Genomic DNA, 14441 nt, shown 5'->3' with positions numbered 1-14441 from the left:
CTTTCTTCGCGACGTTACCCGAGCCGGGGTCTCGCGCCGAGTACCGCAGTGCCGACGCGTACATGTGTCGCACCGGCCGCCACGGCCTGTTCCAGGTCTGCGCTCATCCCGGCCGACACCATCGTGGCAGCCGGATGGTCCACGCGCATGCGGGATGACAATTCCACCAACCGCTCGAAAGCGGCCTGTTCGCGTCCCGCGTAGGGGCCGGACAGCGGAGCGACCGTCATCAGGCCGTCGATGCGCAGTCCCGGAGCCTTCGCGACGAGATCGGCCAACTCCGCGAGCTGCTCCGGCGCCGCGCCGCCGCGGGCCCCGCGCTCCCCCGACTCCGCGTCGAGGGCGATCTGCACGAGGCACCCGAGCTCCCGGCCCGCGTTCACCGCGGCCGCCGAGAGGGCGGTCACGAGTTTCGGTCGGTCGACCGACTGCACCACTTGCGCGTATCCCGCCACGGAACGGACTTTGTTCGTCTGCAACTGACCGACGAAGTGCCAGCTGAGAGGCAGATCCGCGCAGGCCGCAGCCTTGGGGGCGGCATCCTGGTCCCGATTCTCCGCAACATGACGGACGCCCAGGTCCGCCAGCAGGCGTACGTCGCTCGCGGGGTAGGTCTTGGTGACCACGATGAGCGTCACCTCTTCCCGCCCGCGCCCCGCCGCCGCGCACGCGGACGAGATACGTTCCTCCACCCGCGCCAGGTTCTCGGCGAGCTCCGACTTACGCTCTGTCATTCCTCAGTCCAACCAGACATATCCGGCAAGCCGGCCGGTCACCCGGTCGCGGCGGTACGAGAAGTGGTCCCGCGACTCCAGTGTGCAGACCGGGGAACGGCCGCCGTTCACCACCCCCGCCTCTACGAGCTGGGCGTGCACCCCGGCGACCACGTCGACCGCCGGTGTCCCCCAGCTCGTCTCGGCCCGGGCGGCCGGCACCGCCTCGGCCACCGCGTCCCGCATCTCGGCGGGCACCTCGTAGCAGTGTCCGCAGACCGCGGGTCCCGTACGGGCGACGATCCGCCCGGGGTCGGCCCCGAGGGCGACCATCGCCTCGACGGCGGCGGGCACCACCCCGGCGACCAGTCCCGGCCGCCCGGCGTGGGCGGCCGCCGCGACCCCGGCGACGGGGTCCGCCAGGAGGACCGGCGTGCAGTCGGCGGTCAGTACCGCGAGGGCGAGTCCCCGACGGGCGGTCACCACCGCGTCCACCGCGGGGATCTCCGCGTCCGGCCCCCAGGGCCCGTCCACCACCGCCACGTCCCGGCCGTGCACCTGGTTCATCCAGACCACCCGGTCCGGTGCCAGTCCCAGCGACTTCGCCGCCAGGGCCCGGTTCGCGAGAACGGCGGCCGGGTCGTCTCCGACCGCGCCGCCGAGATTGAGCTCCTCGTACGGAACGGCGCTCACTCCGCCCCACCGGTCGGTGAAGGCGAAGTGGGCGCCGCCCACGTGATGCTGCTCCGGTGTCACTTCAAGAAGTCCGGGACATCCAGTTCCTCGGCCGGGCTGTCCTGGTACGGCCGGGCCGTGGGGACCTGCGGCGCGGGGGCCTGGACCTCGACCGGAGCCGCCTCGACCGGAGCCGGGGGCTCCTCGCGCGGGGTGACCGAGCCGAGTCCGCCGAAGGCCGGGCGGGCCGGCTCGGCGGCGCGGACCGGAGCCGGGGCCGGCTCCTCGCGCTTGGTGGACGCGGCGCCGATGACGTTGTCCCGGCGGGCCGGGGGCTGTCCGCCGTCGAACCCGGCCGCGATGACGGTGACCCGTACCTCGTCGCCGAGCGCGTCGTCGATGACGGCGCCGAAGATGATGTTCGCCTCGGGGTGCGCGGCCTCGCTGACCAGCTGCGCGGCCTCGTTGATCTCGAAGAGACCGAGGTCCGAGCCGCCGGAGATGGAGAGCAGCACGCCACGGGCGCCGTCGATGGACGCCTCAAGGAGCGGCGAGGAGATCGCCATCTCGGCGGCGGCCACCGCGCGGTCGTCGCCGCGGGCCGAGCCGATGCCCATCAGGGCCGAGCCGGCCTCGGACATCACGGACTTGACGTCGGCGAAGTCGAGGTTGATCAGACCCGGGGTGGTGATGAGGTCGGTGATGCCCTGGACGCCCGAGAGCAGGACCTGGTCGGCCGACTTGAAGGCGTCGAGCACGCTGACCTGGCGGTCCGAGATGGACAGCAGTCGGTCGTTGGGGATGACGATGAGGGTGTCGACCTCTTCGCGGAGCTCGGCGATGCCGTCCTCCGCCTGGTTCGCGCGGCGCCGGCCCTCGAAGGTGAACGGTCGGGTGACCACACCGATCGTCAGGGCGCCCAGCGAGCGCGCGATGTTGGCGACGACAGGTGCGCCGCCCGTGCCGGTGCCGCCACCCTCACCGGCGGTGACGAAGACCATGTCGGCCCCCTTGAGGACCTCCTCGATCTCCTCGCGGTGGTCCTCTGCCGCCTTGCGACCGACGGCCGGGTTGGCGCCGGCGCCGAGGCCACGGGTGAGTTCACGGCCGACGTCGAGCTTGACGTCGGCGTCGCTCATCAACAGCGCCTGGGCGTCCGTGTTGATGGCGATGAACTCGACGCCCTTGAGACCGACCTCGATCATTCGGTTGATGGCATTGACACCACCGCCGCCGACACCGATGACCTTGATGACTGCGAGGTAGTTCTGCGGTGCTGCCACGTCGAAGGCCTCTCGCCTCGAGTTACGTGTCGCCGCCTCGCGGGCCTGCGTTGCGACGACTGATGCCGAAATAGGGACGGTCCGAACGCGCCGACCCGAACCCTCACCCTGAAGTTTAGGGTTAGGGGTGTGCCTGTTCCTCGGACTCTTCCGAACAGGACACTAAGTCGACAAGTAGCGCGTGTTCAACGAACACGCCGAACCTCCCGTTTTTCTTTTCACCCTATGTGATCACCCGTATCGCTGGCCAACCAGGGTGCGCCGCTGTTGGACCGGACGTCAACTCCCGGACGCAGCAGGGGCGGTGGGGACGCTCACGTCGAAGTGCGCGGCCTTGGGAGCGGCTTTCAACAAAGCGTTCAAAGCGCGCCCCTTCGCATCGCTCTGTTCACCGCTCCCCCACGTCACGGACCGGCCCCCGGTGAGCTCCAGCACGACCGAATCGTAGGAACCCACCTTGACCTGCACGGTTTGCTTGGCGATCGGCCCCGGGAGGGCGCTCGCGACGAGTACGGCCTCGTGCAGCAGCCGTTCCTCGTCGAAGCGACGGGCGCTCGGCGATCGACCGGCGTTCAATTCGAGGACCGGAACACCCGCGGGTGCTTTCGGAACCGTGTCGAATCGCACACCCGATGCGTCCACTTCCACGAAGTTGGCGTCCTTTTCGATGAGCAGGACGGGTTTGCGTTCCGTCACTTTCAGACCGATCCCGTGCGGCCAGGCCCGCACCACATCGACCGAATCGATGCGGGGCAGCCGGCCGCGGACCCGGCCCTCGATCTCGTCGGTGTCGACGCTCACCAGGGGCGCGCCGACCGGGACGGCCGCCGCGCCGAGGACCTGTTCGGCGGTGAGGACGTCCATGCCGGTGGCGGCGACCTTCTCCACACGGAGCCAGGAGGACCCGTAGAGCACCCAGGTGCCACCCGCGGCCAGGAGGACCACCGTGGCGGCCGCCAGGGCCAGCACGGGGCCCCGGCGCAGGCGTAGGCCGGGACCCCCGGGGCCGGGCCTCTGCGCCGATTTCGGGGGCTCCGGGGCCTTGGATCCCTTGGGCTCCTTCGGAGGCTTGGGAGCGCCGGTGCCCTTGCGGGCAGCCGGGCCGGACCGATCAGAAAACGGTGTTCCGCGCCGCGCGGTCGTCCCTCCGGCCACTCCTGTGCCTCCTGCGTCTGCGCTACCCGCCTCAGCGGGACGTGTGGGCCGCGATCGCCTCGTACACCATGCCGACCAGGAGCTCGTCGGCGTCCCGGCGACCGAACTCACCGGCGGCGCGGGACATCTCGTACAGGCGGTGCGGGTCGGACAGCACCGGGAGGATGTGGCCGAGCACCCAGTCGGGCGTCAGTTCCGCGTCGTCCACGAGCAGGCCGCCACCGGCCTTGACCACCGGCTGGGCGTTGAGCCGCTGTTCACCGTTGCCGATCGGCAACGGGACGTAGGCGGCGGGGAGCCCGACGGCGGAGAGTTCGGCGACGGTCATCGCTCCCGCGCGGCACAGCATCATGTCGGCGGCGGCGTACGCGAGATCCATCCGGTCCACGTACGGTACCGGCACATACGGCGGCATCCCGGGCATGTTGTCGACACGCGGCAGTTCGTTCTTCGGCCCGACGGCGTGCAGGATCTGGATCCCGGAGCGCTGGAGGGTCGGCGCGACCTGCTGGATCGTCTCGTTGAGGCGGCGGGCGCCCTGCGAGCCGCCGGAGACCAGCAGCGTGGGCAGGTTGGGGTCCAGGCCGAAGGCGGCGCGTGCCTCCGGGCGGACCGCGGCCCGGTCGAGGGTGGAGATGGAGCGGCGCAGCGGGATGCCCACGTAGCGGGCTCCGCGCAGCTTGCTGTCGGGGGTGGAGACCGCGACGGCGTGCGCGTAGCGGGAGCCGATCTTATTGGCCAGTCCGGGCCGGGCGTTGGCCTCGTGGACGATGATCGGCACCCCGAGGCGCTTGGCCGCGAGGTAGCCGGGCAGGGCCACGTAGCCGCCGAAGCCGACGACGCAGTCGGCCTTGGTGCGCAGCAGGATCTCCTCCGCGGCCTTGATGGTGCCGCGCAGGCGTCCGGGGACGGTGATCAGTTCCGGGGTCGGCTTGCGGGGCAGCGGCACGGCGGGGATCAGGCCCAGCTCGTAGCCGCGTTCCGGCACCAGGCGGGTTTCCAGTCCGCGCTCCGTGCCGAGGGCGGTGATGCCCACTGAAGGGTCCTGCCTGCGCAGGGCGTCCGCGAGGGCGAGCGCCGGCTCGATGTGGCCGGCGGTCCCCCCACCGGCGAGTACGACATGCACCGAAATTCACCGCTCTCCGGACGGACGCTTCTTGACGCGCCGTCTCATCGACTTCCATCTCACCCCGGTCCGCCACCAGCCGGTCTTCGGCTGTCGCATCGCGAGGGCCGCGCGCGCCGCCGGCTCCTCACGCGCGAAGGCGATGAGCAGTCCGACCGCGAACATGGTCGGCAGCAGGGCTGACCCTCCGTAGGAGAACAGCGGGAGCGGGACTCCGGCGATCGGCAGCAGGCCGAGCACCGCACCGATGTTGATCACGGCCTGGGCCGTGATCCAGGTGGTCACGCCTCCCGCGGCAAACCGTACGAAGGAGTCCTCCGTGCGTCCGGCCACGCGGATACCCGCATAGCCTAGAGCCGCGAACAGGGCGAGAACCGACAGCGTCCCCGCCAGACCCAGTTCCTCCCCGGTGATGGCGAAGATGAAGTCGGTGTGGGCTTCGGGTAGTTGCCCCCATTTTTCCACACTTGCACCCAGGCCCGAACCGAACCATCCGCCCGATGCGAGGGCGTAGATCCCGTGAACGGCCTGCCAGCAAAGGTCGTTCTTGCCCGGTTCTGTCGCACCGAGACACTCCAGCCGGTCCATCCGGTGCGGGCTCGTCCTGATGAGCAGTGCGACGATCGCACCCGCGAAGAGGAGCACCCCGACGAACATCCGGGTCGGGGCCCCGGCCAGCCAGAGCAGACCGAACAGGATGGCCCCGAGGATCATCGCGGTGCCCATGTCCCCGCCCAGCATGATCAGCCCGAGCAGCAGGAAGGCCACCGGGACCAGCGGCACCAACAGGTGTTTCCACTGGCTCAGCAGCCCCTTGTCGCCCTTGCGTGCCAGCAGGTCGGCGCCCCACAGGATCAGTGCCAGCTTGCCGAACTCACTGGGCTGCAACATGAACGGACCGCCAAGGGAGATCCAATTCTGGTTGCCGTTGATCGAGACGCCTATCCCAGGGACCTGGACCAGGACCATCAGGAAGAGCGTGCCGGCGAGCACCGGGTACGAGAGCGCGCGGTGCAGTTTGACCGGCATTCGGGAGGCGATCAGCAGGAGGACGCCGCCGATGACGGCGGCCAGGAACTGCTTCTTGAAGAAGTAGGCGTCGCCGAGGCCGAGCTGGAGGGCCTTGATCATCGAGGCCGAGTACACCATCACCAGACCGAGCACGGTGATGAGCAGGGAACTACCGAAAATCAGGTAATAGGCGGTGAGCGGGCGGTCCCAGGCCTTCTGCAACTGCTGCTGCGTACGCCGGAACCGGGCCAGCGGCCCGCGCCCGGCGGGCCGCTTCGAACTCACCGCAGGGCGTTTGCGGCCCTGCGCCTTCACGGCGGACGGCCGCCGCCCCGGCAGCATCTGCTTGGCCGGCATCTGTGATCTTCCCCTCCACTCGTACGAGGCGAGCTGCCGGCCGGAGGGAACCTGTCCCGGAGCCCCCGGCCTAGGCCGTGTCCGCAGCGTTCTCGGCGGCCAGTTCGCGCACCGCGTCGGCGAATGCGTCCCCACGCTTGTTGTAGTTCGCGAACATGTCCATCGAGGCACAGGCAGGTGCCAGCAGGACCGTGTCGCCGGGCTCGGCGAGCGCGGCGGCTTCCCGGACGGCTGCGAGCATCGCCCCAGTGTCGGTCCGGTCGAGGTCGACGACCGGGACCTCGGGGGCGTGTCGCGCCAGCGCCTCGGCGATGAGCGCCCGGTCGGCGCCGATCAGCACGGCGCCGCGCAGCCGCTTCGCGGCGTTCTGCACGAGCTCGTCGAAGGTCGCGCCCTTGGCGAGGCCGCCGGCGATCCAGACGACGGGCTCGAAGGCCGCGAGCGAGGCCTCGGCCGCGTGCGTGTTGGTGGCCTTGGAGTCGTCGATGTAGGTGACCGAGTCGACCTCGTCCACGTACGCGACGCGGTGGGCGTCCGGGCGGAAGTCGCGCAGTCCGTCGCGAACGGCGCGCGGCTCGACGCCGAAGGCACGGGCCAGGGCCGCGGCGGCGAGCGCGTTGGCGATGTTGTGCGGGGCCGGCGGGTTGACGTCCGAGACCTCGGCGAGCTCCTGGGCGTTCTTCTGCCGGTTCTCCACGAAGGCCCGGTCGACGAGGATGCCGTCGACGACGCCGAGCATGGAGGGGCCGGGGGCGCCGAGGGTGAAGCCGATCGCCCGGCAGCCCTCTTCGACGTCGGCCTCCATGACCAGGTTCTCGGTGGCCGGGTCGGCGACGTTGTAGACGCAGGCGATCGTGTTGCCCTCGTAGATCCGGCCCTTGTCGGCGGCGTACGCCTCCATCGAGCCGTGCCAGTCGAGGTGGTCCGGGGCCAGGTTGAGCACGGCCGCCGAGTGGACGCGCAGCGAGGGCGCCCAGTGCAGCTGGTAGCTGGAGAGTTCGACGGCGAGCACGTCGTACTCCTGCTCGCCGAGCACCACGTCGATGATCGGGGTGCCGATGTTGCCGACAGCGGCGGTGCGCAGCCCCGCGGCCTTCAGGATCGACGCCAGCATCTGGGTGGTGGTGGTCTTGCCGTTGGTGCCGGTGACGGCGAGCCAGGCCGCCGGGGCCTTACGGGGCTCCGCCGCGTCCGTGCCGCCGGAGCGCGCGGCGCGCAGCTCCTGGCCGATCTCGCGCAGCAGCCAGGCGATCTCGACGTCCCCGACCACGTCCACCCCGGCCGCGGCGGCGGCCTGGAACAGCGGGCTGTCGGGCTTCCAGCCCGGCGAGGTGACGACGAGTTCGGTGCCCTCGGGCAGTACCTCGCCCGCGTGTCCGCCGTCCGCCAGGAGGCCGAGGCGGACGGTGATGCCCTGCGCCTGGAGTTCGGCGGCCCGGGCGCGGTGCGCGTCGCCGTCGCCGTTGTCGACGACGGTCACCACTGCGCCGAGGCCGGCCAGGGCGCGGGCGGCACTGATGCCGCTCACGCCCAGACCGGCGACGGTGATGTTCTTGTCCTGCCAGGACGTCACTTGTCGGCTGCCCATCCCGCGTAGAAGAGACCGAGACCAACGATCACGCACATGCCCTGGATGATCCAGAAGCGGACCACGACGAGTACCTCGGACCAGCCCTTGAGCTCGAAGTGGTGCTGCAGTGGCGCCATCCGGAAGACCCGCTTGCCGGTCATCTTGAAGGAACCGACCTGGATGACGACCGACATCGTGATGAGCACGAACAGGCCGCCGAGGAGCGCCATCAGGAACTCCGTGCGGGAGCAGATGGCGAGGCCCGCGAGTGCGCCGCCGAGGGCGAGCGAGCCGGTGTCACCCATGAAGATCTTGGCGGGCGAGGTGTTCCACCACAGGAAGCCGAAGCAGGCGCCCATGAGGGCGGAGGCGACGACCGCGAGGTCGAGCGGGTCGCGCACCTCGAAGCAGGCGTTCGGGTTGGTGAGGTCACCGGCCCTGGCGCAGGACTCCTGGAACTGCCAGACACCGATGAAGGTGTAGGCGCCGAAGACCATCACCGCGGCGCCGGTCGCGAGACCGTCGAGACCGTCGGTGAGGTTCACGCCGTTGGACATCGCCAGGATCATGAACAGCGCCCAGACCACGAACAGCACCGGACCTATCGCCCAGCCGAAGTCCGTGACGAACGACAGCTTGGTGGAGGCCGGGGTCAGCCCGCGGGAGTCCTTGAACTGCAGGGCCAGCACCGCGAAGGCGATACCGACGATCAGCTGGCCGGACATCTTCGCCTTGGCCCGCAGGCCCAGCGAACGCCGCTTGACGATCTTGATGTAGTCGTCCAGGTACCCGACGACGCCCATGCCGGCCATCAGGAACAGGACGAGCAGGCCCGAGAAACTCGGCTCCTCACCGGTGAGGACCTTCGTCAGGGCGTACGCGATGAGCGTCGCCAGGATGAAGGAGATACCGCCCATGGTGGGCGTGCCCTTCTTCCCGGCGTGGCCGCGGGGACCGTCGTCGCGGATGAACTGGCCGTAGCCCTTGCGGGCGAGCAGCTTGATCAGCAGCGGGGTGCCGATGACGGTGAGGAACATGCCGATGACACCGGCGAACAGAATCTGCCTCATCGGTCGGCGACCTCGCCCTCGACAGTGCTGTCGAGAAGGCCCTGGGCCACCCGCTCCAGACCGGCCGACCTGGAAGCCTTCACCAGCACGACGTCACCTGGGCGCAGTTCACTGCGCAACAGGTCGACCGCCGCCTGCGCGTCGGACACGAGCACCGACTCCTCACCCCACGAACCCTCGTTATATGCGCCCAGTTGCAGCCAGGAAGCTTCCCTGCCCCCGACTGCGACGAGCTTGCTCACGTTGAGCCGGACGACAAGTCGTCCGACCGCGTCGTGCTCGGCGAGAGCGTCGTCTCCGAGCTCGGCCATCGGGCCGAGCACCGCCCACGTGCGTCCCCCGTTCGCCCTGCCGGCACCGCCCATCGCGGCGAGCGCGCGGAGTGCGGCCCGCATGGACTCGGGGTTCGCGTTGTAGGCGTCGTTGACGATCGTCACACCGTCCGCCCGCTCGGTGACCTCCATCCGCCACCGGGACAGCGTGCCCGCCCCGGAGAGCGCCGTGGCGATCTCCTGTGCGGACATGCCCAGTACATGGGCGACGGCGGCCGCGGCGAGCGCGTTCGACACGTGGTGCTCACCGTACAGCCGCAAGGTCACGTCGCTGCACCCGGTCGGTGTGTGCAGTGTGAAGGAAGGCTGCCCCCTGTCCGTCATGCGGACTTCGGTGGCCCGGATTTCGGCGTCCTCGGCCTCGCCGAAGAGGACCGTACGGGCCTTCGTTCGCCCGGCCATCTCACGAACCAGCAGGTCATCGGCGTTGAGGACGGCGACGCCGCCCTCCGCCTCGGCCGGCAGGGCCTCGACCAGCTCCCCCTTGGCCTGAGCGATCTGCTCACGGCCGCCGAACTCGCCGATGTGGGCGGTGCCGACGTTGAGGACCAGACCGATCCGCGGGGGCGTCAGTCCGGTGAGGTAGCGGATGTGGCCGATGCCGCGGGCGCCCATCTCCAGGACCAGGTGCTGGGTGTCCTCGGTGACGCGCAGCGTCGTGATGGGCAGGCCGATCTCGTTGTTGAGGTTCCCGGGGGTCCACACGGTCGGCGCGTGGTGCTGCAGCACCTGCGCGATCAGGTCCTTGGTGGAGGTCTTGCCGGCGGATCCGGTGAGGGCCACGACGTCGGTGCCCAGGCGGGTGACCACGGCCCGGGCGAGTGCGCCGAGGGCGGCCACCACGTCGGGGACCACGATGGCCGGTACGCCGACGGGCCGGGTCGCGAGGACGCCCACGGCCCCGGCGGCCACGGCGCGTTCCGCGTAGTCGTGGCCGTCGACCCGCTCACCGAGGAAGGCGGCGAACAGGCTGCCCGGCCGGACCTCACGGGAGTCGTAGACCACGGGGCCGGTGACCTGGACGGACGGATCCGGTATGTCGTGGGGTCGCCCGCCGGTGATGTCGGCGATCTCGGCGAGGGAAAGGGCGATCACTGGTTCACCTCGGCCTGTCGGACCTGGGTCGTTTCATCGAGCGCGGCGGTCCGGTCGAGCACGGCCTGGTGCTCGATCGCGGCGCGGAGCACCGTGCGGTCGTCGAAGGGGCGTACGACACCGGCGGTGTCCTGGCCCTGCTCGTGTCCCTTGCCTGCCACCAGCACGGTGTCACCGGGCCGGGCGCGGGCGACGGCGGCCGCGATGGCCGCGGCCCGGTCCGCGTCGACCAGGACGGTGCCCCGCTCGGCGGGCGGTACGGACACGGCGCCCTCGAACATCGCGGCGAGGATCGCGAGCGGGTCCTCGGAGCGCGGGTTGTCGGAGGTCAGGACGGCCATGTCGGCGAACCGGGCGGCCGCGGCCCCCATCGGGCCGCGCTTGGTGGTGTCGCGGTCGCCGCCGCAGCCGAGCACGATGTGCAGCTTGCCCTCGGTGACCTCGCGCAGCGCGCGCAGCACCGATTCCACGGCGTCCGTCTTGTGCGCGTAGTCGACGACGGCGAGGAACGGCTGTCCCGCGTCCACCCGCTCCAGCCGGCCGGGGACCCCGGGGACCGCGGCGACGCCGTCGGCGGGGGTCTGCGGGTCGAGGCCGGCGGCGGCGAGCGTGACGATCGCGGCGACGGTGTTGGCGACGTTGAACGGGCCGGGCAGCGGCGCGGTGGCCCGTACGCGCTGTCCTTCGGGGCCCAGCAGGGTCAGGGTGGAGGTCGCCGGGCCGAAGACCACGTCCTCGGCACGCCAGTCGGCGGCCGGGTCGCCCGCGGCGGAGAAGGTGACGACCGGGATCGTCGCCTCCTTGGCCAGCCGGCGGCCGTACTCGTCGTCGAAGTTGACCACGCCCAGGCGGGCCCGGCGGGCGGTGAAGAGCCCGGCCTTGGCCTGGAAGTAGTCCTCCATGTCGGAGTGGAACTCCATGTGTTCCGGGCTCAGGTTGTTGAAGACGGCGACGTCGAAGACGCAGCCGTCGACCCGGCCGAGCACCAGTGCGTGGCTGGAGACCTCCATGGCCACGGCCTCGACCCCGCGTTCGCGCATGACCGCGAAGAGGGCCTGGAGGTCGGTGGCCTCGGGGGTGGTCCGCTCGGACTTGATGCGCTCGTCGCCGATGCGCATCTCGACGGTGCCGACCAGTCCGGTGCTGCGGCCCGCCGCGCGCAGGCCGCCCTCGACGAGGTACGCCGTGGTGGTCTTGCCGGAGGTGCCGGTGATGCCGATCTGGAGCAGGTCCTCGCCGGGGCGCCCGTAGATCGCGGCGGCGAGCTCTCCCATCCGGCCGCGTGGGTCCTCGACGGTCAGGACCGGCAGGCCGGTCGCCGCGGCGCGTTCCGCCCCCGCGGGGTCGGTGAGCACGGCGGCGGCACCGAGGCCGGCCGCTTGGGCGGCGAAGTCGGCGCCGTGCGTCCTGGCTCCCCGCAGGGCCGCGTACAGGTCACCGGGGCGCACTGCACGGGAGTCGTGCGTGATGCCGGTGATCTGCGCCGCGCCGGGTGCCGGGATGCCCAGCAGGGTGGCCAGCTCGCCCAGCGGGCTCGGGCTGGCGGACGCGGGCCGGGGCGCTCCCGGCGGCGTCGCCGGGGCTTTCTGGGTCGTTCTGGGCTGATCAGCGTGGGACACGGCGGTGAGCGTACCGGGCGCGGCGGGCCGCTCGCGAAGTGAGGCCCCGGCCTCGGCCTCGGCGGTCGTCGGGTTCCCGGGTTTCGGGGTGATGGTTGTCACTGATGGTGCCTCACGCTTTTCTGGCGGGCCGGCCTGGCTGTGGGTTCACTGACCGGGCTGCGGACTGGGCTGCGGGGCGGGCTGCGCGGCGGGCGCAGGAGCGGCGCCGTAGGTGACGGGGAGCCCGGCGGGCGCGGTTCCCGTGGGGGCCACCTGGAGGGTCTTGAGCGCGAACTCCATGACCTTCTTGTAGATGGGGCCGCAGATCTGGCCGCCGAAGTAGCTGCCCTTCGTGGGGTTCTGGATGGCGCAGTAGACGGTGATGCGGGGGTTGTCCGCGGGGGCGAATCCGGCGAAGGAGGCGGTGTAGCCCTTGTAGCGGCCGGTGGCCGGATCCACCCGGTTGGAGGTGCCGGTCTTGCCGCCGACCCGGTAGCCGGGGATCCGTGCCTTGGTGCCGGTGCCCTCCTGGTCGTCGACCACGGATTCGAGCATCTGGGCGAGGGTCTTGGCGGTTTCCGCGCTGACCACGCGGCTCTGTTCGGGGGCCGGGGCCGGGGTGAAGCGGCCGTCGGGGCCCTTGGTGCCGCGGACGAGCGTCGGTTCGATGCGGACCCCGCCGTTGGCGATGGTCGAGTACACGGAGGCCGCCTGCATGGCGTTGAGGGAGAGGCCCTGGCCGAAGGGGATCGTGTACTGCTGGGAGGTGGACCAGTCCTTGGGCGCGGCGAGGATGCCGCGGGACTCTCCCGGGTAGTTCAGGCCGGTGGGCCGGCCGATGCCGAACTTGGTCAGGTAGGAGTGCAGGACCTGGTTGGCCTCGGGCTGGGTGGGTCCGAGCTGGCCGGTGGCCAGGATCGTGCCGATGTTGGAGGACTTGGCGAGGACCCCGTTGAGGGTCAGGTACCAGGTCGGGTGGTCGATGTCGTCCTTGAACAGCCGGTCGCCGCGGTGCAGCCGGTTGGGGACCTCGACCCGGGTCTCCGGGGTGGCCTTCTTCTCCTCCAGCACGGCGGCCATCGACATGACCTTGGCGGTGGATCCGGGCTCGTACACGTCCTGGAGCGCGGCGTTGCCCATGGCGGCGGAGCGGGCGCGGGTCAGGTCGTTGGGGTCGAAGCCGGGCGCGTTGGCCATGGCCAGGACCTCGCCGGTGCCGGTGTCCTGGACGATGACGTAGCCGCGGTCGGCCTCGGACTTCTGGACCTGCTCGGCGATGGCGCTCTGCGCCGCCCACTGGATGTCCCGGTCGATGGTCAGCTCGATGTCGTCGCCGGGGACGGCCGGCTTCTCGTTGGAGTCGGCCGTGGGGACCTGGCGGCCGCCGGACTGGGCGTAGGTGATCTCGCCGTCCTTGCCGGACAGCTTCTTGTCGAGGGAGGACTCCAGGCCGCCGGCGCCCCTGCCCTCGGCGTTGACGTAACCCAGTATCCCGGCGGCGAGGTCGCCGTTCGGGTACACGCGCTTGCTGCTGGTCTCCTTGAACACGCCGGCGAGGACGTTGGCGCCGGGGCCGTTGCTCCGCTTGTCGGCCGCCGCCTTGTCCGCGAAGACCCGCTTGAGGTCCATGATCTGGTTCCAGACCTGGGGGGTCTGGCGCTGGGCGAGGACGACGTACCGGGAGTTCTTGGTGCTCAGCCGCTGGGTGAGCTCCTTGACGTCCTTGCCGAGGATGGGCGCGAGGAGCTCGGCGGCCTGCTGCGGGGCGTCCGGGGCCTTGCTGTCCTGCGGAGTGAACATCTTCGGGTCGGCGGTGATGTCGTACGCGTCGACGCTGGTGGCCAGGGCCACGCCCCGGCGGTCGGTGATCTCACCGCGCTCGGCGGCCAGCTTGACGCTGGTGTAGCGGTTCTTGGAGGCCTCGGCGGAGAACGCCGAGGCGTCGACGGCCTGTACCTGGAGCAGGCGGACCACGAAGGCCAGCATGACGAGGGTCAGGCCGACGCCGACCAGGCGCAGCCGGGGCCGCGGGCTGCCGAGCCGGATCGTGTGCGGGGTACGGGGGCTCGTCGGCCTCCGGGTCGCCGGGCGCGAGGCCGGGCGGGCGGTGGCCCGGGCCCGGTCGCCCGGCCGGGACGGCCTGGCCGGTCCGGGCACCCGCCGCCGGGGCGGCTCCTGCGGGCTCACGCGGCCACCGCCGGGGCGGGGATCCTGGGGCTCCGCCCCGGACCCCGCGCCTCGAACGCCGGCGAGGCTGGGTGGGAAGGGTGGATCACGGCGTCACCTTCCGGGGGTCTGGCTGGGCTGCGGGGAAGCACCGGCCGCGGAGGGCGCGGCGGACGGGGCCGGCTGGGCCGCGGCCCCGGAGGCGGTCGGAGCCGCCGCCGGGGGTGCGGCCGGAGCGGTCGGCGTCGTGCACGGTGCGGTTGTAGAGCGCGCCGTGCGGTTTCACG

At 71.2% G+C, this 14441-nt stretch carries 11 protein-coding genes and 1 pseudogene; all 12 read right to left on the bottom strand.

The window, feature by feature from the left end; all coding sequences use genetic code 11:
- Positions 1 to 14: 14 nt before the first annotated feature.
- A complete protein-coding gene (locus AB8A24_RS30725) occupies positions 15 to 734 on the bottom strand; it encodes a YggS family pyridoxal phosphate-dependent enzyme (protein ID WP_266390603.1) in 720 nt (239 codons plus the stop codon).
- A gap of 3 nt (positions 735 to 737) precedes the next feature.
- Complete coding sequence (gene pgeF / locus AB8A24_RS30720; RefSeq protein ID WP_266390606.1) at positions 738 to 1448, bottom strand: peptidoglycan editing factor PgeF; 711 nt, start codon at positions 1446 to 1448, stop codon at positions 738 to 740.
- A 17-nt stretch (positions 1449 to 1465) separates the two neighbouring features.
- Positions 1466 to 2671, bottom strand: coding sequence for a cell division protein FtsZ (gene ftsZ / locus AB8A24_RS30715; RefSeq protein ID WP_052872570.1), 1206 nt, complete (start codon positions 2669 to 2671; stop codon positions 1466 to 1468).
- Between the two features lie 279 nt (positions 2672 to 2950).
- Entirely contained in the window at positions 2951 to 3640 is a 690-nt protein-coding gene (locus AB8A24_RS30710; protein ID WP_369478131.1) for a cell division protein FtsQ/DivIB, read from the bottom strand.
- A gap of 217 nt (positions 3641 to 3857) precedes the next feature.
- A complete protein-coding gene (gene murG, locus AB8A24_RS30705; RefSeq protein WP_328963689.1) occupies positions 3858 to 4952 on the bottom strand; it encodes an undecaprenyldiphospho-muramoylpentapeptide beta-N-acetylglucosaminyltransferase in 1095 nt (364 codons plus the stop codon).
- Positions 4953 to 4958: 6 nt separating this feature from the next.
- Positions 4959 to 6320 (bottom strand): putative lipid II flippase FtsW, encoded by a 1362-nt coding sequence (ftsW, locus tag AB8A24_RS30700; protein WP_328963688.1) that lies wholly within the window; start codon positions 6318 to 6320, stop codon positions 4959 to 4961.
- A 70-nt stretch (positions 6321 to 6390) separates the two neighbouring features.
- Positions 6391 to 7908 (bottom strand): UDP-N-acetylmuramoyl-L-alanine--D-glutamate ligase, encoded by a 1518-nt coding sequence (gene murD / locus AB8A24_RS30695; RefSeq protein WP_328963687.1) that lies wholly within the window; start codon positions 7906 to 7908, stop codon positions 6391 to 6393.
- The gene (mraY, locus tag AB8A24_RS30690) at positions 7890 to 8960 is read right to left on the bottom strand and encodes a phospho-N-acetylmuramoyl-pentapeptide-transferase (RefSeq protein ID WP_266390627.1); all 1071 of its coding nucleotides are present in this window, start codon (positions 8958 to 8960) and stop codon (positions 7890 to 7892) included. Before mraY ends, murD begins: the two co-directional genes overlap by 19 nt.
- On the bottom strand, positions 8957 to 10387 hold the full coding sequence (gene murF, locus AB8A24_RS30685; protein WP_030724427.1) for a UDP-N-acetylmuramoyl-tripeptide--D-alanyl-D-alanine ligase: 1431 nt from the start codon (positions 10385 to 10387) through the stop codon (positions 8957 to 8959). The genes mraY and murF overlap by 4 nt, the downstream gene beginning before the upstream one ends.
- On the bottom strand, positions 10384 to 12108 hold the full coding sequence (locus AB8A24_RS30680; protein WP_369478130.1) for a UDP-N-acetylmuramoyl-L-alanyl-D-glutamate--2,6-diaminopimelate ligase: 1725 nt from the start codon (positions 12106 to 12108) through the stop codon (positions 10384 to 10386). Before AB8A24_RS30680 ends, murF begins: the two co-directional genes overlap by 4 nt.
- A 45-nt stretch (positions 12109 to 12153) precedes the next feature.
- The gene (locus AB8A24_RS30675) at positions 12154 to 14175 is read right to left on the bottom strand and encodes a penicillin-binding protein 2 (protein ID WP_328963685.1); all 2022 of its coding nucleotides are present in this window, start codon (positions 14173 to 14175) and stop codon (positions 12154 to 12156) included.
- Positions 14176 to 14260: 85 nt separating this feature from the next.
- Positions 14261 to 14441: pseudogene (locus AB8A24_RS30670) on the bottom strand (hypothetical protein); the annotation flags it as partial.

The organism is Streptomyces sp. BF23-19 (genome assembly GCF_041106355.1).
Lineage (GTDB): Bacteria > Actinomycetota > Actinomycetes > Streptomycetales > Streptomycetaceae > Streptomyces > Streptomyces virginiae_A.
This window is presented reverse-complemented; position numbering and strand designations above follow the sequence as displayed.

Bases quoted from the DNA above. Each gene is read 5' to 3' on its own strand.
- AB8A24_RS30725 (WP_266390603.1), bottom strand. From the start codon at position 734: ATGACAGAGCGTAAGTCGGAGCTCGCCGAGAACCTGGCGCGGGTGGAG.
- ftsW (WP_328963688.1), bottom strand. From the start codon at position 6,320: ATGCCGGCCAAGCAGATGCTGCCGGGGCGGCGGCCGTCCGCCGTGAAG.
- murD (WP_328963687.1), bottom strand. From the start codon at position 7,908: ATGGGCAGCCGACAAGTGACGTCCTGGCAGGACAAGAACATCACCGTC.
- mraY (WP_266390627.1), bottom strand. From the start codon at position 8,960: ATGAGGCAGATTCTGTTCGCCGGTGTCATCGGCATGTTCCTCACCGTC.